Source organism: Nocardiopsis mangrovi, assembly GCF_042653925.1.
GTDB lineage: Bacteria > Actinomycetota > Actinomycetes > Streptosporangiales > Streptosporangiaceae > Nocardiopsis_B > Nocardiopsis_B mangrovi.
On record NZ_JBHSFQ010000010.1, the window covers coordinates 88,615 to 107,865 of the forward strand.

At 72.4% G+C, this 19,251-nt stretch carries 24 protein-coding genes and 1 riboswitch; of the genes, 12 read left to right on the forward strand and 12 right to left on the reverse strand.

Features of this window, described 5'->3' with window-relative positions:
* Positions 1 to 16: 16 nt before the first annotated feature.
* The 5 genes from hemC (ACFO4E_RS12800) to ACFO4E_RS12820 all read right to left on the reverse strand — a co-directional run bounded on the left by hemC (ACFO4E_RS12800) (position 17) and on the right by ACFO4E_RS12820 (position 3,296).
* On the reverse strand, positions 17 to 946 hold the full coding sequence (gene hemC, locus ACFO4E_RS12800; RefSeq protein WP_378574175.1) for a hydroxymethylbilane synthase: 930 nt from the start codon (positions 944 to 946) through the stop codon (positions 17 to 19).
* A gap of 82 nt (positions 947 to 1,028) precedes the next feature.
* Positions 1,029 to 1,979 carry a hydroxymethylbilane synthase gene (hemC, locus tag ACFO4E_RS12805; protein WP_378574177.1) on the reverse strand — a complete coding sequence of 317 codons (951 nt, stop codon included), beginning with the start codon at positions 1,977 to 1,979 and terminating at the stop codon, positions 1,029 to 1,031.
* A 139-nt stretch (positions 1,980 to 2,118) separates the two neighbouring features.
* Entirely contained in the window at positions 2,119 to 2,283 is a 165-nt protein-coding gene (locus ACFO4E_RS12810; protein ID WP_378574179.1) for a hypothetical protein, read from the reverse strand.
* Positions 2,284 to 2,634: 351 nt separating this feature from the next.
* Positions 2,635 to 2,862, reverse strand: a complete 228-nt coding sequence (locus ACFO4E_RS12815) for a hypothetical protein (protein ID WP_378574181.1) — start codon at positions 2,860 to 2,862, stop codon at positions 2,635 to 2,637.
* Positions 2,859 to 3,296, reverse strand: a complete 438-nt coding sequence (locus ACFO4E_RS12820) for an ATP-binding protein (protein ID WP_378574183.1) — start codon at positions 3,294 to 3,296, stop codon at positions 2,859 to 2,861. Before ACFO4E_RS12820 ends, ACFO4E_RS12815 begins: the two co-directional genes overlap by 4 nt.
* Before the next feature lie 393 nt (positions 3,297 to 3,689).
* On the opposite strand from ACFO4E_RS12820, the gene ACFO4E_RS12825 reads away from it, so the two are divergent.
* Entirely contained in the window at positions 3,690 to 4,418 is a 729-nt protein-coding gene (locus ACFO4E_RS12825) for a helix-turn-helix domain-containing protein (RefSeq protein ID WP_378574185.1), read from the forward strand.
* A 67-nt stretch (positions 4,419 to 4,485) separates the two neighbouring features.
* On the opposite strand, the gene ACFO4E_RS12830 is transcribed toward ACFO4E_RS12825, so the two are convergent.
* Positions 4,486 to 4,728: a hypothetical protein gene (locus ACFO4E_RS12830; RefSeq protein WP_378574187.1), complete on the reverse strand. Its 243-nt coding sequence runs from the start codon at positions 4,726 to 4,728 to the stop codon at positions 4,486 to 4,488.
* Between the two features lie 398 nt (positions 4,729 to 5,126).
* Between ACFO4E_RS12830 and ACFO4E_RS12835 the strand changes: the two genes are divergently transcribed.
* The gene (locus ACFO4E_RS12835) at positions 5,127 to 5,765 is read left to right on the forward strand and encodes a LysE family translocator (RefSeq protein WP_378574189.1); all 639 of its coding nucleotides are present in this window, start codon (positions 5,127 to 5,129) and stop codon (positions 5,763 to 5,765) included.
* Here ACFO4E_RS12835 and ACFO4E_RS12840 read toward each other — a convergent pair.
* On the reverse strand, positions 5,762 to 5,959 hold the full coding sequence (locus tag ACFO4E_RS12840; RefSeq protein ID WP_378574190.1) for a hypothetical protein: 198 nt from the start codon (positions 5,957 to 5,959) through the stop codon (positions 5,762 to 5,764). The two genes, ACFO4E_RS12835 and ACFO4E_RS12840, sit on opposite strands and share 4 nt — an antisense overlap.
* Positions 5,960 to 6,354: 395 nt before the next feature.
* Here ACFO4E_RS12840 and ACFO4E_RS12845 point away from each other — a divergent pair, with 395 nt between their 5' ends.
* Entirely contained in the window at positions 6,355 to 6,954 is a 600-nt protein-coding gene (locus ACFO4E_RS12845; RefSeq protein WP_378574192.1) for a hypothetical protein, read from the forward strand.
* Positions 6,955 to 7,032: 78 nt separating this feature from the next.
* On the opposite strand, the gene ACFO4E_RS12850 is transcribed toward ACFO4E_RS12845, so the two are convergent.
* On the reverse strand, positions 7,033 to 7,269 hold the full coding sequence (locus tag ACFO4E_RS12850; protein ID WP_378574194.1) for a hypothetical protein: 237 nt from the start codon (positions 7,267 to 7,269) through the stop codon (positions 7,033 to 7,035).
* A 94-nt stretch (positions 7,270 to 7,363) separates the two neighbouring features.
* Entirely contained in the window at positions 7,364 to 8,179 is an 816-nt protein-coding gene (locus ACFO4E_RS12855) for a GntR family transcriptional regulator (RefSeq protein WP_378574195.1), read from the reverse strand.
* A 132-nt stretch (positions 8,180 to 8,311) separates the two neighbouring features.
* On the opposite strand from ACFO4E_RS12855, the gene ACFO4E_RS12860 reads away from it, so the two are divergent.
* From ACFO4E_RS12860 to ACFO4E_RS12880, 5 genes are all read left to right on the forward strand, one after another.
* Positions 8,312 to 9,001, forward strand: coding sequence for a phytanoyl-CoA dioxygenase family protein (locus tag ACFO4E_RS12860; RefSeq protein ID WP_378574197.1), 690 nt, complete (start codon positions 8,312 to 8,314; stop codon positions 8,999 to 9,001).
* Positions 9,002 to 9,451: 450 nt separating this feature from the next.
* Positions 9,452 to 9,718, forward strand: coding sequence for a hypothetical protein (locus ACFO4E_RS12865; RefSeq protein WP_378574199.1), 267 nt, complete (start codon positions 9,452 to 9,454; stop codon positions 9,716 to 9,718).
* Between the two features lie 147 nt (positions 9,719 to 9,865).
* Positions 9,866 to 10,207, forward strand: coding sequence for a hypothetical protein (locus ACFO4E_RS12870; RefSeq protein ID WP_378574201.1), 342 nt, complete (start codon positions 9,866 to 9,868; stop codon positions 10,205 to 10,207).
* A 130-nt stretch (positions 10,208 to 10,337) separates the two neighbouring features.
* Positions 10,338 to 10,805 carry a hypothetical protein gene (locus ACFO4E_RS12875; protein WP_378574203.1) on the forward strand — a complete coding sequence of 156 codons (468 nt, stop codon included), beginning with the start codon at positions 10,338 to 10,340 and terminating at the stop codon, positions 10,803 to 10,805.
* A gap of 178 nt (positions 10,806 to 10,983) precedes the next feature.
* Entirely contained in the window at positions 10,984 to 12,006 is a 1,023-nt protein-coding gene (locus ACFO4E_RS12880; RefSeq protein WP_378574205.1) for a serine hydrolase domain-containing protein, read from the forward strand.
* Here ACFO4E_RS12880 and otsB read toward each other — a convergent pair.
* Both otsB and ACFO4E_RS12890 read right to left on the reverse strand, forming a co-directional pair.
* A complete protein-coding gene (gene otsB / locus ACFO4E_RS12885; protein ID WP_378574207.1) occupies positions 12,003 to 12,833 on the reverse strand; it encodes a trehalose-phosphatase in 831 nt (276 codons plus the stop codon). The genes ACFO4E_RS12880 and otsB overlap by 4 nt on opposite strands.
* A gap of 105 nt (positions 12,834 to 12,938) precedes the next feature.
* The gene (locus tag ACFO4E_RS12890) at positions 12,939 to 13,208 is read right to left on the reverse strand and encodes a DUF3263 domain-containing protein (protein WP_378574209.1); all 270 of its coding nucleotides are present in this window, start codon (positions 13,206 to 13,208) and stop codon (positions 12,939 to 12,941) included.
* Positions 13,209 to 13,517: 309 nt separating this feature from the next.
* Here ACFO4E_RS12890 and ACFO4E_RS12895 point away from each other — a divergent pair, with 309 nt between their 5' ends.
* On the forward strand, positions 13,518 to 14,822 hold the full coding sequence (locus ACFO4E_RS12895; protein WP_378574211.1) for a S8 family serine peptidase: 1,305 nt from the start codon (positions 13,518 to 13,520) through the stop codon (positions 14,820 to 14,822).
* Positions 14,823 to 14,967: 145 nt separating this feature from the next.
* Positions 14,968 to 15,534: a GrpB family protein gene (locus ACFO4E_RS12900; protein ID WP_378574213.1), complete on the forward strand. Its 567-nt coding sequence runs from the start codon at positions 14,968 to 14,970 to the stop codon at positions 15,532 to 15,534.
* 79 nt (positions 15,535 to 15,613) lie between these two features.
* Here ACFO4E_RS12900 and ACFO4E_RS12905 read toward each other — a convergent pair whose 3' ends face one another.
* Positions 15,614 to 17,053: an alpha,alpha-trehalose-phosphate synthase (UDP-forming) gene (locus ACFO4E_RS12905; protein ID WP_378574321.1), complete on the reverse strand. Its 1,440-nt coding sequence runs from the start codon at positions 17,051 to 17,053 to the stop codon at positions 15,614 to 15,616.
* A 358-nt stretch (positions 17,054 to 17,411) separates the two neighbouring features.
* Positions 17,412 to 17,553: riboswitch (SAM riboswitch) on the forward strand.
* Between the two features lie 12 nt (positions 17,554 to 17,565).
* On the opposite strand from ACFO4E_RS12905, the gene thrC reads away from it, so the two are divergent.
* The gene (gene thrC, locus ACFO4E_RS12910; RefSeq protein WP_378574214.1) at positions 17,566 to 18,831 is read left to right on the forward strand and encodes a threonine synthase; all 1,266 of its coding nucleotides are present in this window, start codon (positions 17,566 to 17,568) and stop codon (positions 18,829 to 18,831) included.
* 85 nt (positions 18,832 to 18,916) lie between these two features.
* A complete protein-coding gene (locus ACFO4E_RS12915; RefSeq protein ID WP_378574216.1) occupies positions 18,917 to 19,195 on the forward strand; it encodes a ubiquitin-like small modifier protein 1 in 279 nt (92 codons plus the stop codon).
* Positions 19,196 to 19,251 lie beyond the last annotated feature (56 nt).

The following is a 19,251-nucleotide window of genomic DNA, read 5'->3' on the forward strand; positions in this document are numbered from 1 at the left end:
CGCATCTCCTCTGGGGCTATTTGGTGTCCCTGATCTGCGAAAGGATGTGCTCAGCGCCCTGTTCGAGCAGGGCGATGGCCGACCGCTTACCGAGGTCGACGGGGTCGGTAGCGGGGCCGGTCCGGGTGGTGCGCACGGCGGTGGTCCCGTCGAGCGCGGTCACCTGCGCGACCAGGCGCAGCCGGTCACCCTCGACGGTGGCCAGCGCGCCGACGGGGACGCTGCACCCGCCGTGCAGCTCGGCGAGCAGGGCGCGTTCGGCGGTGACGGCGGCATGGGTGGCCGGGTCGTGCAGGGGCGCCAGGAGGTCGGCCAGGTGCCGGTCGTCCTCGCGGATCTGGACGCCCAGGACACCTTGGGCGGGGGACGGCGGATACAGGTCGGGGTCCATGTCGGTACCGATCTCGCCGCCCATGCCGAGGCGGCGCAGGCCGGAGGAGGCGAGCAGGCAGCCGTGCAGCCCCATCTCCCGGGTCGTGCGCAGGCGCGGCGGGACGTTGCCGCGGATGGGAACCGTCGTGACATCGGGGCGCAGGTGCGCGAGCTGGGCGATGCGCCGGGCGGAGCTGGTGGCGATCCGGGCGCCGGCGGGAAGCCCTTCCCAGGGGGTTCCGGTGAGGGCGTCGCGCGGGTCTTCTCGGACAGGTGTGACGGCCAGGAAGGTCCTGGGCGTGGGTGTGGTGGGGAGGTCTTTGAGGGAGTGGACGGCGATGTCGACCTCGCCCCGCAGCAGCGCTTCTTCGACCTGGGTGGCGAAGATGGAGGTGAGGGACTTACCGAGGGCCTGGAGGCTGCTCACCCGGTCCTTGTCGCCGCTGGTCATGATGGTGCGCTGCTTGAAGGTGATGTGGGGGTGGGCGGTGCGCAAGGGGGCGAGGAATTCGCGGACCATGGCTTTGGCGAGGTGGCTGCCGCGGGATCCGATGAGGAGGGTGGTTTCTGACATCTCGTCACCATCTGTATTGATTGGCTACTTTGTGTGATGACAGTAGTGGGTGTCCTGCGCCGCCGCGCACCACCCCGCCCGGTCAGCGCGGATTGCCGTCGATGATCCCCCGCGCCCCCTTGCGCAGCAGTTCAGCGGCCACCCACGCCCCCAGCTCCTCGGGGCTGTCCGCCGGCGCCCACTCCTGGGAGTAGGCGAACTGGCCTCCTTCCCGGGTGAACACCATCCCGAGCAGGCTCAACTGCCCGTCCGCCGTGGTGTGGCAGTGCCCGGCGATCGGCGAGTTGCACCGCTCCCGCAGGCCGTGCGGCATCGTCCGCTCGGCCGCCATGTGCGTGCGCGTCACGGGGTCGTCCAGCAGCCGCAGCAGCTCCGCCAGGGCGGTGTCGGCCGTCCTGCACTGCACCCCCACGACCCCCGACCCCACCGCCGGGCACATCACCTCGGGTGCGATGACCTCGCTGACCCGGTGCTCCATCCGCAGCCGGCGCAACCCGGCGGCGTTGAGCACGAGCGCTTCGAACCGCTTTTCGGCGTCGAGCCGTGCGACGCGCGCATCGACGCTGCCGCGGATGCGGTCCACGTGGAGGTCCGGGCGGTGCTTGAGGAGTTGGGCCTTGCGGCGCACTGCGCTGGTGCCGATCCGGGTACCGGCCGGCATCTCCTCCATACACGTGTACGGCGATCCCTCCCGGATCACCACCACGTCGCGGACGTCATCGCGGGGAAGGTAGGCGGCGAACGCCGTTCCCTCGGGCAGCGGGCCGTCGCCGGGGACGTCCTTCATGGCGTGCACGGCGATGTCGACGCCGCCCAGAACCAAGCGCCTGTCGATCTCCTTGAGGAAGGCACCCTTGCCGCCGAGTTCGGCGAGGTCGCCCATCCACTGGTCGCCGGAGGTCTCGATACCGACGATCTCGGTCGGAACGTCGCCGGCGGCCTTGGTGATGAGGTCTTGGACGAGGCGGGCTTGGGCCATCGCCATGGGGGAGGTACGCGAGCCGATGCGAAGCGGGGGCCGGTCGGCGAGCATGCGCCCAACGTACTGCGCTACCGGCGTGGTTCTGAAGCGTTCAACCTGGCCATGGCGGGTTGTCACGATCTCAGCGGTCACGTGTGCGCTCCTTTCGGGGGGTCGAGGGTCGGCGAGCGCCTGTTCACCTCATTGGGGGTCAGTACCAGAGGCCCTTGCGCTTCCTGCCTTGCACCCACGCGGCGTTCGTCTGGCTGTAGGCCAGGAACTTGTCGCGACACGATTCGGAGCAGAACTTGGCGCTCTCGGCCTCGACGACGTTGCCGCGGATCTCGGTGTCACATTGGGAGCAGTGCTCGTTCATCAGGTCCTTGTCCTGGTTGGGGGTGGTGGCCGGCCCCGCCTCCTTCGCAGGGCCGGCCGTCCGCGCGCCCCGGGCCTCTCCCCCCGCGGGCGAGTCAGGGCGTGCGGTCTGGGTGCCGCGCCTCGGGGGATCTGGGGGTCACGCCGGGCACGGCGGTCTAGTAGGGCGTCCGGTACCGGCGGGTGGCGCGGATCTCCGCCAGGAGGCGGCGCACGTCGGTGTCGAGGTTTTCGGGGGTCGCCGCTTCGACCAGCTCGGGCAGTTCGGGGTGCATCCCCCACCACGCGCCTGTGGTTGTCCCCTGCCACACGACCAGTCCCGGGTGACGCGCCCGCAGCCACTCGGTAGGGGTCACCCGGGCACCGCCGGCCGCTGGTTGCGCCGCGCCTCACACATGAGGTGCCGGGCGGTACGCACCGCGGCCTCCAGACGGTCGAGGTAGTCAAGCTGCTGGTCGTGGTCGGCGGCGCCCGGGTAGAGCACGATCGCCGTGTCGGGGCCGACGCTGATGGAGATCTCTCGGGCGACGTTGCTGGACACCCCGACGTGGGAGCGGTGCGGGTGGAAGACGTCGCTCACGCCTCGATCACCGCCCACACCGACCGGGACCCGATCGGGTGATCGGTGTAGCCCCAGTCCCGGGTGTACATGCTGACCAGGGTCAGGCCGCGGACGGCCACCCCCGGGGTACGGGGGATGGGAGCGGCGACCGGCGCACTCGGCCGCTCAAGGCGCGGCCCGAGGTCGGTCACCTCGATCCGCAGCATGTACGGGTCGGCGGCGACGTGCACGACCAGCTCGCCGCGCCGATCCCCGGAGCGCGAGTGCCTGACCGCGTTCTGGGCCAGCTCCGCGGCGATCCACGCGGCCAGGTTGCGGGCAGGATGATCGGCGCGCAGGGCAGCGTCACGCGCGGCTTCTCCGGCGCGCTCCGGGGCGTAGCGGTCACCGGGCAGGAAGACACCCCGACCGGAAATGCTGAGCGGGGCGGGGCTGACCACGGCCGCGTTCACCGGGTACCGGCCTCGGCGAACCGGCGGGCCGCGAACGGCCGGACCTGGTCCGCAGCGATAGCGATCAGCGCCTTGAGTCCACGCTGTTGCGCTCGCGGTCGCGCCGCGTTTGTGGCGGCCAACATCGCGGGGGACACCCGGACATACGGACGGACCATGGCGGTCCTCGGGAATCCGAGCTGTCTCCTGCCGATCGCGTACCTGTCCATGTCAGCGCTCCCGTTGCAGCGTCGGCCACACCCCGCCAGCCCTCCCACAAGCTCGCCGGGGCTTGTTGTTCGACCGTCGCATGACGAAGGCGCAGCGCGCGGCGTCCCTGCAGGCGTCGTTCCGACGACATTGGAGGCGTCATTTGGGTGTCATTTCGTCGCCTGAGCGCCTACCATCCCCGACATGGGTACACCGAACACCGCACTGAAAGCGGCGCGGAAAAGCCGACTGATGAGCCAAGACGATCTGGCGCGGGCCCTACGGAAAGCCGGAGTCGAAGGGGCATCCAAGCGGCTCGTCCAACGCTGGGAAGCTGGCAGTGTCACAACCCCCCGCCCCGTCTACGCTCGTGCCCTAGAGGGTGTCCTGGGCGTTCCCATCGAATCCCTCGGCTTCGCGCCGACGGTGCTGGGAGCAGGAGCCATCAATCACAACCGAGGACAGGACCAGGACATGGCCGGTCACGATGGGCTGACAGACGAGTCTGTCCACGAAGACAAACACGCCAACTACTCCGGAGTATGGCTGTCCCGCTATGACTACGTCAGCAGCGGTCGGGGCGCCACGTTCACCGAAGAGCACTACGTCGTGCTACTCCAACATGGTGATCGCCTCACCGTTCAGAGCATCCCCGAATCCTCCGGCTCTCCCCTGGCCATGGATCTCACGATCGACGGCGCGGTGTGCACGGGCACCTGGACGGAACAGACAGCAGAAGAGGGTTACTACAGGGGCGCGCGTTACCACGGAGCGATTCAACTTCTGATCGAGCCAACGGGCCGTCGCCTGGCCGGGAAGTGGGTCGGCTTCGGTAAGGACTTCGACGTCAACACCGGACCGTGGGAACTCGTATTTCAGGATGCATCGACCACCAAGGCCACGATCGACCGGTACCGGCGCCACCCGAGCTAAGCGGAGGGGGTGCCATATGCGTGGTCACCCCCTCACTCCTCTTCGGCGTACCCGCCGGGGCGTCCTGTCAGGCGCTGTTCGGTACGACGGACAGGCCGGACAGTGCGCGCGGGCGCCCTGACACGGCGTTCGCCGGACCCGCTGCTGCCAGCTCCTTGATCCCGGTGGCCCAGTGCGTCGACCGGGGCCGGCCGTCTGCCGCGGGGAACATCGCGGCCAGGCGCCGCAGGGACAGGGGTGCGCCGAGCGCGTCGGCCTGGCGCACCGCCCGGACGGCCGCCGCCGTGACGACCTCCGACTTCACCGTCACCGCGTTGGTGTGTCGGGGGAGGCCACCGACGGGGAAGCGGTCTACCGGACAAGCGGCGCCGTAGCCTTGGACCAGTAGTGCGACCTCGACTTCGGGGCCATCACCGCCTGGGGGCCGTGGGGAACGTCCCCCGTCGGCGCGTCCGCGCCCCGAGGGCAGCGAGCAGGACTCTGGCGACCGCATCGTCGGCGCCGTCGCCAAGCAGATCGTGTCCCGGTCCCTCAAGGCCGCGGTGAAGTAGGCGGACCTTCGCTCGATTCTCGGCCCCTGCGTTCCCGATCGTGCCGGGCCGGAACACTGGTCCGTCTGTCGCGATGCCATGGCCAGGGGCAACGTGGTTCACTGACCGGGAGACGATTACACTTCGGGCGTCCTCCCGTCGAGCATCCGGAGTCTTCATGCTTCCCGCGACCAACGCTGCGGCCTTCGCACTCTCGGCCCTGGTGCTCATCGTCGTCCCTGGGCCGAGTGTCCTGTTCGTGATCGGTCGATCGCTCTCGCTCGGTCGACGGGGCGGATTTCTCAGTGTCCTCGGGAACTCCCTCGGGACGCTCCCCGTGATCGCCGCCGTCGCGCTGGGAGTGGGTGCGGTCGTCGCGGAAAGCGTCGTCGTCTTCACCATCATCAAGATCGCCGGGTCTCTCTACCTCGTCTACCTCGGAGTGCAGGCCGTTCGACACCGGAACGCCCACACGGAGGTGAACGCGGCGAACGACACCCGAGCGTCATCGTTGCGCCTGCTGCGTGAGGGATTCCTTGTCGGTATCACCAATCCCAAGGTGGTCGTGTTCTTCGTCGCGGTGCTGCCTCAGTTCGTCAGCTACGAGGCCGGCGCCATCCCCCTACAGCTCGCCCTCCTCGGGCTGATCTTCGTTGCCATCGCCCTTGCCTGCGACATCGTGTGGGCGTTCACGGCCGGAACCGCTCGCACGTGGTTCGCCCGCAACCCCAAGCGCCTGTCGCACATGGGCGCCGGCGGTGGCGTCATGATGATCGGCCTCGGAGGCACACTGGTCCTGACAGGGAACAAGAATTAGGGGCGCCTCGCGACCCCGCCCACCACCACGCCGATGACGACGGCGAACTGGAGGACTCCCGCCAGAAAGTCCACGAGCCTCCGGACGTCCAGCGTTCCGGCGATGTAGGCGACGGCGAACCCGGCGGGGAACGCGCAGCCGGCGACCCCTACGGCTCCCGCCAGGACGCTCAGCGGGCCGTCGTCGCCCATCATCTCGGCGAGCTCGTCTTTGAAGGGCGTAGGCCAGGCATCCGATGCCGCCGATGATCAGCATGGTCCCTATCAGGGCGTTCACCCGACCACCTCCAGGGGAGCAGGGGCGCGATGCGCCCATCCCTACCCGCTGCCGGTGGTTTTCCGGACCGATCGGCCGGCCGGATCGGGCCGCCTCGCGCGCAAGCGCCGCGGCGCCTCACTGTGTCGTCCGCCGATGGCGGTCACCCGCGCGCCGCACGCGATATCGGCGGGAATGGTCACGCCGGTGGCCGGTCACCCGCGCACGGTCTATCGTGATATCCCCGGCGGCCGTGCCGGACACGGCGCCCCCGCGAACGAGCCGTCCGGGTCGGTTCAGGGCCGCGTCGTCGAGGGCCGCCCGGAGGCTTCTCTTGGACAGTGACCGCAAGAACTCGGTCGAAGGTGTGGGGCTGGGCGTGGGGCTCGTCCTCGCGTCCCTGGTCGCCCTCGCGCTTCCGGGGATCCTGAGCGCCGCCGACGCCTGGGAGACCGTGCTCTACTGCGCCGCCATCCTCTTGGGCGGGATCGGCATGTGCGGTGCGCTGCTGGACATCGGTCGGCTCCGCAAGAGGCAGTCGATGGAGAGCTTCGGCGTCAGTACGCTGTTCGCGATCGGTGCCGGGATCCCGCTGCTGATCCTCGTGCGCCATGAGCTCTGGTCCGCCCTGGACGTCATCCTCATCGTGCTCCTGGCGGCTTTCGCGATCGTGTTCTTCGGATTCTTCGGGATGGGCGTCTCCGCGGCGGTCGCGGAGAGCAACGCGTTCCAGGGCGGCGGGCCCCGGGAGGCGGACGCCGGCCGGAGCGGCACGCGGCCCGCCGGCCCGGACAGGGGCGGCCGGGGCCGGCCCGACCCGAACAGGCTCACCAAGGCCGAGAAGATCACCATCTTCGTCACCGTGATCGTCGGTATCGCGTCGGCGGTCTCCCCGATCGTCGTCGCGCTGGTGCAGGAGGGGCTGATCCTCTAGCGGCGCCCGTGCGGACGGAGGGAGCCGGGGCTCCGGCGGCGCTCCGCGCCGGCCGGCCTCAGCTCGGCGGGCGGGAGGTCAGGCGCGGGCCTCGGAGATGACCTTGTTGGCGATGACGTCGGGGTCGAGCGGTACGGCGTCGCGGGGGGTCCACGGGCCGCCGGGGGAGGTGACCTGGCCGTACTCGGGGAACGCGAGGGAGCGCCAGTGCCGGAAGAGGCGGTCCTGCTCGGTCTCGGTCCGGGCGGTGAACCAGTCGCGGTTCTCGCGGGTCAGGCGGGGCAGGAAGGCGTTCAGCTCCTCCTCGTCCGGCATGGCGCCACCTCCGGTTCCGCCGCACCCGGTGAACTCGGTGAATCACGGCGAGTGGGCATGTGGATTCACACGGTACTCGTTTTCGGATGTCCCGTCACCGATCGGCCCGCGCGCCGCCGGCGGGCCGCACCGGGGCCCCGGAGGGGGCTTCCGGGTTCTCCGGAGCGGCCGTGGGATCGCGGTCGATCTCGTTGACGACCTCGAACCGCTCCGCCGACACCCGGGTGTCGTTCACCTCCAGGGCGCGGCCGTCGGCGCCGCGCGTGATGCGGGTGATGCGCAGGACCGGCACCCCGGGGGGCAGGCCGAGCCGCCGGGCCTCGTCGGGCGACGGCATGCGGGCGGACACCGCCTCCTCCCATCTGAGCGGGCCGTAGCCGGCGTCCTCCATCCGGTCGTAGATCCCGCCCGGCCCGGTGTCGGGCTCGGCGAGGACGGGGAGCGCGTCGACCGCCGTCGGCGCGAGATAGGACGTCGCGAGCTGGGTGACGTCCCCGCTGTCGGGGTCGCCCATCACGCGGGAGCGGGTCACGACCTCTGCGGCGGGGGCGAGGTCCAGGGCGCGGGCGACATCGGCGGGGGCCGGGGCGCGGCCGACGGCGGGGGGTTCGAGCGGGCGCCAGCCCTGTGCCGCGGTGTCGAAGTAGTAGCCGATCGCGTCGCGGTGGACCCGGCGGGAGCGCGGGATGCGCCGGCGGGTGGGCGGCCGCCGGACGACGGTTCCGCGCCGGCGTACCTTCTCGACCAGCCCTTCCTTCTCCAAGGCGGCGACGGCCTGGCGGACGGTGGTGCGCGAGGTGCGGTAGCGCTCTTGGAGGTCGGTCTCGCGGGGGAGGACGTCGCCGGGCGCGACCTCCCCGCCGGCGATGGCGGCTCGTAGCTCATGGGCGATCTCGTGCCAGCGTGCCATGCGGATCCTCCTGGCGGGTGGGGGTTCGCCTGGTGTGGCCCACAGGGTAGGTCATGACCTATTGACGGATGTTCCGGGGTGGTTCACCCTGAATAGATCACTACCTAACAGTGAGTGAGTGCATGGGTGATCATGGTGAGGATCGTCCGGCGCGGTGCCGCCGACCTCGACCTCTATACCCGCCTCGGCGTCGCCGGGTTCGGCCCGTGGGCCGGTGCCGGCGAGCTCGGCCGGTTACTCGCGGCGATCGGGCTCCGCCGGCCCGGGCCCGCCGCCGATCCGCACCGCGAACTCCCCGGGATCGCCGCGGTCGCCGCCGATCCCGTGGTGGCCGGTGCGGCGCGCGGCGTTCTGGGTGCCGACCTCGACATCGAGGCATCGCGGCTCATCGTCGTGCCGCCCGGTGGCGCCGATTCCCCTCCGCGGCGAAATCGACGCGCCGACCTCGTGGAGTTCGACCCCCGTCGCACGGTCACCCTGTGGCTCGCGCTCACCCCCGCCACCGCGCGCACCTGGTGCCCGCACATCGCCCCGGGGTCGCACCGCGGCTCCGGCCCCGCCCCCGGCGGCGCGGCGGCGCGCGGCCCGGCCCGGCCGACGGCGGTGCTCGACCCCGCGGCGCCGGCCCGGTGGGAGCCCGTCCCCATGGCGGCCGGCCACGGCCTGCTCATCGACCCCCGCCTGGTCCGGCGCGTCCCGCCCAACCGCGGGCGGGCCCCGGCGGTGGCGCTGGCCATCCGCTACACCGCCCCCGGCGGCTGCACCATGCGCGACGGCACCGCTCCCGCCCACCTCGTTCCGGTCCCCTCTCCCTACCAGTGATCCGCGCGCCCGCCCGCTGATTCCCTGGCGTGCTCGCCGATGCAATGACGGGGTGGGTTTCGGTCCGCCGGACGGCGGCCGCGGCCGGCCGGCGGGGAGTGGGCGCGCGTCGAAGCGGGAAGAACCGGATGGAGGTCCGGCACCGCCGGGCGAAGCTGTGACGCCGTCCGGGGTGGTGGTGTGGTGGGGGACCGGGCTCGTGTGGCCCTCGTGCCCGGGTGTGCGCAATGGGAACCGGGAAAGCTCCGATTTTCCTCCCCGAAGTCGATCACCTGCGAAGATGTGATCGTCCTCAAAGAGGTAAGCGCACAATTCCCGGAGCGGACAGGGCTCGACGGGGTAGTGTCGGACGTGTCGGTGGCCGATCGGTGGTGCCATGTCCGCAAGCAATTGCATGGCGGGTTTTGCATTCCACCGGTCGCGGTCAGTGGACAGCCATGGAGGTGGAGCATGCCCCGTCCCATCACCTATCCCGGCGATCAGTGCGATGCGACCGATCGGTACCGGATCCGGCGGCATCGGCTCGACACCCCTGTCGGGGAGGTCGCCGTCAGCATCATCACCGACCAGGAGGCCGACAGCGGCGGGGTCAGCGCCGCGGAGGCCGACCGGATGGTCGACGACGCACTGCGCAGCATCCGGACCCAGACCGCGGTCTTCGCGCAGGCCGAGCTGGAACGCGCGAACCGGTTCAGCGCGACGGTCGGCGGATGGTAGTCCCGGGGGCCGGTTCCGGACGCGGAACCGCGTTGCCGGCCCCCAGCCGGTGCACACCCGCAGTGCGCACACCGTGACCGGGACCGCTCCCCGTTCACGGTGATCGTTCCACCACCCCATGCTCCCGGGAGGGGACCCGTGCCACACATGCGGCTGCAACGCTCGGCCTACTGGACGCCGCCCCTGTCGATCACCCTGGGCAGCCTGCCGCGGAGGACCCCCTTCATCCTCGCCAAGCGGCCAGGGGGCTACCTCATCGTCATCAGCGACGGCATCACCTTCGGCGAACTCGAACACGCCTACATGAACACGCTGCGCGGACCGGTGCGCGGCCTGCTGTACGCCGCGTGCGGGGTGCCCGACCCGGCGATCGACCCCGACGGCTACGAGAGAGCCCGATGGTGGGACCTCGACCAGGTCGTCGACTGGGAGACCATCGCGGGGCTCGAAGAGCTCGGCCGGATCGCGCGGTGGCCGCACCGCTGCTGACCCGGCTCCCGCTCCCCGTGCCCGCCTCCGGGGGCATGCGCGCCCGCGATCCGGGAAATGACGGTCTGCGGCGGCGCGGAACGAGACGGGCCGCCGCATCCCCCGACCGCGATCCCGGAAAGGCGGACGCATGGCCGTACGCGTGTGCTCCCTGATCGTCGAAACCCCGCAGACCATCCCCGCGGATGGCGCCTACCACCTGCTGCGCTTCCCCTACTCCGGGGAGTCCTCCGATGCGCACCGCATGCACCAGCCCGGCCAGCCCGACGGCGTCGACTCGGAGTTCCCCGACCCCCGCTCCGGCCTGATCTGGCCCGCGGTCTCGGGCTGGGGGGAGCTGAAGGCGCTCGTGTACTGGGATACGGGCGACTACACCGAGGTCCGCGACCGCTTCGTGCGCGACCCGCTCGACATCGCCACCGGCGCCGATTCCACCTGCACCGAGGACCACCGGGCGACCCCGGGCGGCCAGTACCGCGCGAAGTCGTGGGGTATCTTCGTCGGGCCCGAGACCCCGCTGGGGGTGATGGTGCGGCACAACGGAACGTCGCCGGTGACCGTCACCCAGGCCCAGTTCAAGCTGGCGATCCTGACCTGACGGGGGCCCGGCCCCGCCGGGCCGGGCGGACCACCCGGCCCGCCGGGCCGGGCCGCCGGTTTCGGTCCGACCCGAGTCGGCTATCGGGTGCGTCCGCAGACGGGGTCGGGGTGAGATCCCCTGAGCAGCGGGTATCCGGCGATGGGGGAGTCCGGGCAGGGGTGCAGAGGAGGGGCGTGTGCTGGACGGCGATTGGCTCGCGGAGACCGGATCGGAGATCCGCGGCGTCCTCAAGGTGATGGTCGACGCCGGCTGGCTCCCCGGGGGGACCGCCGTCGTCGGCACCGGGAGCATGTGGGAGTTCATCGCCGTTGGGCGGACCGGCGACGACCCGCAGGCGGGCCCCGCGGCACCCGATGTGCACTACGACGTCGCCAGCCTCACCAAGGTCATGGCGACCTGGCCGCTGGTGGGGCGCGCGGTCGACGGCGGCCTGCTCGACCTCGACGCCCCCCTCGAGGAGTACGTTTCCGGCGGACCGTATCCCGGCGGCACGGTCACCGCCCGGCAGATCCTCACCCACACCTCGCGGCTCAACCCCGTCACCTGGCTGGAACGCTACGTCGGCACCGAGCAGGACCTCGCCGAGGCCATCCTCTCCGAACCGCTCGACGAAGAGGGCTACCGCTACATCGACCGCGGGTTCATCCTGCTCGGCCTGGTGATCGAGCGGCTGTTCGGCGCCCCGCTGGACCGGCTGGCCGGCGACCTGTGGGCCGAGAGCGGCATGGTCGCCACCTCCTACGGCCCCTTGGCCCGGTCGCCGATGGTGGCGCCGACCGAGCGCCGCATCCCCGGCGCCGCGCCCGCGTGGGGCGTCGTGCACGACGAGGCGGCGGCGCTCATGGGCGGGGTCGCCGGCCACGCCGGCGTGTTCAGTACAGCCATCGACCTGGGGGTCTACGCACGCGAGCTGATCCGCGCGCACGCCGAGGGCGACGCCCTCGGGCTGTCGGCGGGGTTCGTCCGGCAGAGCTGGACGGCGCAGGTCCCGGTCGAGGAGCGCTACGCGCGCGGCCTGGCCTGGCTGGTGACCGACGACGGGCTGGTCTACCACAACGGCTACACCGGGGTCAGCCTCTATATGCACCCGGAGACCGGCCGTTATGTGGGCCTGCTGACCAACGCCGTGCATTTCGGCCGGCGCAGAACCGGGCTGTTCGATCTGCGCGCCGCCGTGCGCGCGTCGTTCGGCGATTAGCGCCCGGCGCCGGGCTGGAGCTCGGCGCGGAGCGACCGGAGCAGGCCGGCGACCCCCTCGGGGCCGTCGACCACGAGGTCGGCGCGGTCGGCCAGCGCCGTGACCTCGTCGGACCCGCTGCACACGGTCAGCCCCGGAACCCCGCGCTCGCGCAGGGAGGCGACGGCGTCGAACGCGGCGAGGTCGCCGAGGTCGTCGCCGGCGTAGAGCACCGCTGTGGCGCTGCGGTCGGCGACGAGCGCGGTGAGGGCCGCCCCCTTGTCCATGCCCGGCGGCCGGAGCTCGATCACCATCCGGCCCGGCTCCACCACGAGCCCCGCCCGGTGGGCGAGGTCGGCGAGCGGGCCGCGCAGGGTGCCGAGCACGGTGTCGGGGTCGGGGGTGCGGCGGGTGTGCACGGCCACGGCGTGCTCCTTGTCCTCGACCCAGGTGCCCGAGGGGGCGCCCACGCGGTCGAGGAGCCCGGGGAGCTCGGCGCGGACCAGGTCGATGCCGGGCGGCCCGCCGGGCGACGTGAGCCGGCCGTCCTCCCAGCGCTCGCGGCCGTAGTGGCCCAGCACCACCACGCCGCCGATCCGGTCGAGGCCGCCGTACTCCACCGCGGCGGCGGCCGGCCGCCCGGTGATGACCGCCACCGTTCCGACCAGCGACGACAGGGCCGCGAGGGCGTCGGTGACGCCCGGTAGGGCACGGGCGTCGCGGGGGTCGGGGACGATCGGCGCCAGGGTGCCGTCGAAGTCGAAGGCCAGGAGCGCGCCCGAAGGCCGCTCCACGATCCGGTCCAGCGCGGCGGAGGCCGCGCCGGACCGGGGTGCGGGCAGAGGCATGGGTGGATGTCTCTCGCTCGGTTGGTATATCCGCTCGTGCGCGTATGTGTCTGCTATGCCCTCGTTGCGGGTCGCGGGGCGGCGGCTGCCGGGTCCCGTGGCGCGCTAAAGCTGGATACCCAGCCGGCGGGCGGTGCGCTGGCGTCGCCTGGCGGCGCGCAGGCGGCGGAGTCGTTTGACGGTCATGGGGTCGAAGGCGAGTGCTTCAGGACGGTCGACGAGACCGTTGAGCAGCTGGTAATAGCGGGTGGGGGAGAGGCCGAACTCGTCGCGGATCGCCTGCTCCTTGGAGCCCTCGAACTTCCACCACTGGCGTTCGAAGGCCAGGATGCGCTGTTCGCGGTCTTCGAGGCCGGTTTCCTGTGCGGATGTCACCGCATCCGCGGAGAAATCGGACGGTTCTCGATCAAATAGCCCGGGATCTGACACTGGGCGCCTCCTCGTCCGGATTGGCGCGACTCATGGTAGCGACTCGGCGGGGGCGCTGAGGAGAAGTAGCAGGAGGATCGCCCCCCGCGGTTAGAGTTACCTGTCCTCGTGTCCCGCCGCCGGCGCACGCCCCCGACAGTGGATCACCCAATGCGGCGGTACATGCGAGAATGGCCCGCGTTCGCGCCTGGACGGCCTGGTCGGGGCCGCACTGTATTCGACATTGACGACGATACGTCACGGGGGTCCACCGCCATGCGCACATCCGCAGCCGGGACGCGTCCCGCACGGGCCGCGGGGGCGGCCGCGGCGGCCGCGGCCCTCGCCGTCGTACTCGCCCCGCCCGCGGCCGGCGACACCGGCGCCGAGCTGCGCGTCGACCAGTGGGGCATGGCCGCGGTCGGCGCCGCCGATCCGGCCGGGGAGACCCCCGGGGAGGGGATCACGATCGCCGTCCTCGGCAGCGGAGTCGACGACGGCCACCCCGACCTACGCGACACCGTCACCATCGGTCGCGATTTCACCGGACAGGACCGCGCCCCGGGGGACGACGGCTACGGCGGTTCCACCGGGACGGCGGGCATCATCGCGGCCAGCGGGCACGGGCGCGAGTTCACGGGCGGCATCATCGGGGTCGCCCCGGCCGCCGACATCCTGTCGGTGCGGGTCGAGCCCGGTGCCGGCGACCCCGACCCGGGGGCGGTCGACACCGCCGCCGCTCTCGCCGACGGCATCCGCTACGCGGCGGGCGAGGGCGTGCAGGTCATCACCCTCCCCGAGAGCGCCGCCGACGGCGCCGCGGCCGACCCCGGCGTGCAGGAGGCGATCGACACCGTCGCCCGCCGGGGCGTGCTGGTGGTCGTCCCCGCCGCCGGCTCGGGCGCGGCGGCCCCCGCGGCCGCGACCGGCGACACCGCGGGGGGCGGCGCCGACGAGGACGGCTCCGGCCCGGGCCCCGTTCTGACCGTCGGCGCGTTCGACGAGGACCTGCTGCTCACCGCCGATTCCCCGCGCAGCGACTCCGTGACCCTCGCCGCACCGGGTGCGGGCGTCGAGGTCCTGGAGGCAGGGGAGGGCTACACGACCGCGGACGGCACCGGCCCCGCCGCCGCGTTCGTCGCCGGGGCGGCGGCGCTCGTCCGCGCTGAGCACCCCCAGCTGCTGCCCGGCCAGGTGGCGGGCGCGCTGATCGAGGGCGCGGCCGCGCCCTCCGACGGCGGCGGCCCCGGATACGGCGCGGGATTGCTCGACGTGCCCGGTGCGCTGGAAGCGGCGGGCACGACGGCCGAGGACATCCCCCTCTACGACGAAGACCTGGCCGCCGCGGCCGACGACCCCTTCCTCCCACCGTGGGCGATGTGGACGGGGGCGGCCGTGCTGGCGCTCCTGCTGGCCGCGACCGCGACCCTCCTGGTCCGCCGCTCGACCGCCGACCCCTATGGGCTGTCGTCGCGGCGGCGCCGGGCCGAGGCCGGGGCGGCCGCCGATACCGGATCCGGCCCGCAGGCGGCCGCCCCCCGCGGGCACCGCCGCCGCGGCGGGTCCCGGCGCAAGCGCTGAGCCTCTGCCCCGCCCCGCCCCGCCCCGGCGCGTCCCGGCCGGATCGCCGCCGTTTCGCCAGGGGACACCGGGACCGGCCGCCGCGTCGGGAGCCGGTGCGGCAAGGGCTTGACGGAGGGGCCGCCGGGCGAAAAGCTTGTCCGATATGTCCCCCAGTGATTCCCTGCCCCTCCGCGGCCAGGACCGCGCCGCCCGGCCCCTGGTCGGCCGGCGGCTGGTCGACGGCCGCGTGCCCGTCGCGGATTACGACGCCAAATGGCCCTTCCTCTTCCTCCGCGAAGCCGGGCGCATCCGCAAAGCACTCGGCGAAGCCGTGCTCGACCTCCAGCACGTCGGCTCGACCGCGGTCCCCGGGCTCACCGCCACGCCGTGCGTGGACCTGCTGCTGCTGGTCGCCCATCCCGCCGACGAGGACGCCTACCTGCCGCCCCTGGCCGGCGCCGGGTACACGCTGGTCGACCGCGACACCGGCGGCGACGGTCGCCGGCTGTTCAAGGGCCCCGACGTCAACATCGACCTGCACGTGCTCGGGGCCGGCTCGGCCGAGGCCGCCCGCATGCTGCGCTTCCGCGACCACCTGCGCACCCACCCCGGCGACCACGAGCTCTACGCCGCCGCCAAGCGCGGGCTCGCCGAGCGGCGGTGGGAGAGCGTGCAGGACTACGCCGACGCGAAGTCGCCGGTCATCGACGACATCATGTCGCGGTCCTGACCCCTTCGCGCGCGGTGTCCGGCGCCGCCGACGGCCCCGCGCGGGGCCATCGGGGGGGGCCGGAGCCGGCACGGACACGTCAGCCGAGCGCGCGCAGCTGGTCGCCGAACCAGCGCTGCGGCGACACCGCAGTGGCCTTCTCGGCCAGGTGCGCGCCGCGTTCGCGGCGTTCCGCGTCGGGCATCTCCAGCGCGGTGTGCAGCGCCCGCGCGGTCTCGCTGACGTCGTAGGGGTTGACCAGCAGGGCGTGTGCGCCGAGTTCGTCGGCGGCCCCGGCCTCGGTCGACAGCACCAGGGCGCAGCCGTCGTCGGAGAGCACCGGCCCCTCCTTGGCGACCAGGTTCATGCCGTCGCGGATCGGGTTCACGAGCAGCACGTCGGCCAGCCGGTAGGCGGCCAGGGAGCGCGGGTAGTCGTCGTTGACCTCAAGGATCAGCGGAGTCCAGGAGTCGGTGCCGAACTCCTCGTTGATCTCCTTGGCCACCCGGAGCACCGATTCGGTGTACTCGCGGTACTCCGGGACGTCGCCCCGGCTGGGGTAGGCGAACGCGAGGTGGGTGACGCGCCCGTGCCATTCGGGGTGGTCGCGGAGCATCTCCCGGTAGGCGTCGAGGCCGCGGACGATGTTCTTGGACAGCTCGGTGCGGTCGACCCGGACGATGAGCCGGCGGTCGCCGACTCTTTCGCGCAGCGCGGCGCGGCGCTCGGCGACGTCGTCGGCCGCGGCCCGCTCGCGCAGCCCGTCGGCGTCGGCGCCCAGGGGGTGCACGGCGACACCGATGACCCGGCTGCCGTACTCGACGGTGCGCTTGGCCCAGTCGACGTCGGCGCGCAGGAAGGTCTCGCAGCAGCGCAAGAAGGCATCGGCCCAGCGCCGGCTGAGGAAGCCCAGGTGGTCGGCGCCGAGCATGCCCTCCAGGAGTTCGCGTCCGATGTCGGCGGGCAGCATCCGGAAGTACTCCGGCGGCGCCCACGGGGTGTGCGAGAAGTGCGAGATGCGCAGGTCGGGGCGGCGGCCGCGGAGCATGCGGGGCACCAGGGCCAGGTGGTAGTCCTGCACGGCGACCCGGGCGTTGTCGGCGGAGCCGGTGAGCAGCCCCTCGGCGAACGCGGCGTTGTAGGCGCGGTAGTCGGCCCACTCGGCGCGGAAGCCGGCGCCGAAGCCGGGCTTGTTGGGGGTGTCGTAGAGCATGTGGTGGACGAACCACAGCGTGGAGTTGGCGACCGAGGTGTAGGCGTTGGCGAAGGTCGCCGGGGGGATGTCGAGCATCCGCACGCTGGTGCCGCCCACGTCGAACCCGGCCCGGTCGAGCCGGCCCTCGGGCGCGCGGGCGGCCGCCTGGCGGTCGGCGTCGGACAGGGCCGCGCACACCCAGAGCGTGTCGGCCTGGGCGGCGGCCGAGCTGAGGCCGGACACGAGCCCACCCCCGCCGCGCCGGTGGCGGAGCCCGCCGTCGTCGTCGATCGAAAAGGACACCGGTCCCCTGTTGGATGCGACGAGGATCTGTGCCTTGTCCACCTGATCGTCCACCTCTCGCACGATGTCCGGGCCGAGCTCCCATTTGACCACCCGCCTCCGGCGCCGGGCGGGGCCGGGTGGGTGTACGGGAAGGTGTCATAGGTCTCGCCCGTCACAGTGGAACCCAAACCTGCCGAGATGTCCGCGCGTGTCCGCCCGGATACGGAGCCGGCGCCGCGGCGCGCATCCGGTGCGCCCCAGGGCGTCGCGCGCCCCGGACGGGCGTGCGGCGGCCCGGACGCGCCCGGGCGGCCGCGGCCCGCGCGCCGCCATCGCGGTCGCCCCCGGATGGCAGAGCCGGTGGGGAGTCGGTTACAGTGGCGAACGTATCCCGAGCGGATCACCGACAACTTCATATTGCTCATCCAGAGGGGTGGAGGGAACGGCCCTGCGAAGCCCCGGCAACCATCTCGGCGTGCGATTCCGCGGAAATTGCGGGGCGGCCGGGGCAGGTGCCAACTCCGTCCTGGAGCCAGATCGGCTCACAGGGAAGATGAGGGGAGACGCCTCGCATGGCGATGACCGCCACCGGCCCTGGTGCCACCACCGCCCGCCCTTTCGGCCCCGCAGTGGCCCTTTCCTGCCGCGAGTGCGGCGAGCGCTACGACCTCTCTCCGCGCTTCGCGTGTGAGTTCTGTTTCGGCCCCCTTGAGGTCGCCTACGAGTTCGGCGAGGTCAGCCACGCGTCCATCGCCGCCGGGCCCGCCAGCATCTGGCGCTACGCCGAACTGCTTCCGGTGCCCGCCAACGTCGCCGAGCTGCCCAACATGAACCCGGGCCTCACCCGCCTGGTCCGCGCCGACCGCCTCGCCGCCGAGCTCGGCATGCGCACGCTGCACGTCAAGGACGACTCCGGCAACCCCACCCACTCCTTCAAAGACCGTGTGGTGGCCATCGCCGTCGAGGCCGCCCGCACCTTCGGGTTCCGCACCCTGTCCTGCTCCTCCACCGGCAACCTCGCCGGGGCGGTCGGCGCCGCCGCGGCGCGCGCCGGCTTCGGCTCGTGCGTGTTCATCCCCGCCGGGCTGGAAGAGGGCAAGGTCATCATGGCGGCCGTCTACGGCGGCCGCGTGGTCGCCATCGACGGCAACTACGACGACGTCAACCGGTTCTGCTCGGAGCTGATCGGCGACCCGGCCGGCGAGGACTGGGGGTTCGTCAACGTCAACCTCCGCCCCTACTACGGTGAGGGCTCCAAGACGCTGGCCTACGAGATCGCCGAGCAGCTCGGCTGGCGGCTGCCGGAGCAGATCATCATCCCGATCGCCTCGGGCTCCCAGCTCACCAAGATCGACAAGGGCTTCCAGGAGCTGATCCGGCTGGGCCTGGTCGAGGACCGGCCCTACAAGATCTTCGGTGCCCAGGCCACCGGCTGCTCGCCCGTCGCCCGCGCGTGGGAGGAGGGCCACGACGTCATCCAGCCGGTCAAGCCCGACACCATCGCGAAGTCGCTGGCCATCGGCAACCCGGCGGACGGCCCCTACGTGCTCGACATCTGCCGGCGCACCGGCGGCGCCGTCGCGCACGTCGGCGACGCCGAGGTGGTCGACTCCATCGGGCTGCTGGCGCGCACCGAGGGCATCTTCGCCGAGACCGCGGGCGGGGTGACGACCGGCGTGCTGCGCAGGCTCCTCGCCGAGGGCGCCCTCGACCCCGCGGCCGAGACGGTCGTGCTCAACACCGGCGACGGCCTCAAGACGCTCAACGCGGTCGAGGCCGGGGTGACCGCCACCATCAAGCCGTCCCTGAAGGCATTCAGGGACGCCGGGCTGCTCTGACGCCGCCCCCGCGCCCTTTCCGGCCCGGTCCCGCCCCGTCCGGGCGGGCCGGCGCCCGTTCACGAAGACAAGGAGTCATGCGCTCATGAGCGTCAGTGTTCGCGTCCCCACCATCCTGCGCACCTACACCAAGGACGCGGCCGAGGTGACCGCCGATGGGGCCACCCTCCAGGACGTGCTGGACGACCTTGAGGCCGCCCACCCCGGTATCCGGGCGCGGATCCTCGACGACAGCGGGAAGATCCGCCGCTTCGTCAACGTCTACGTCGGCGACGAGGACGTCCGCTTCGCCGACGGCCTGGCCACCGCGGTCGCCGACGGCACCGAGGTCTCCATCATCCCGGCGGTCGCCGGCGGCTGCTGAGCCCCGCCCGGGCGGCGCCGGGGCGCGCCGCCGAACCCCCACCCGCATCCCCCGGG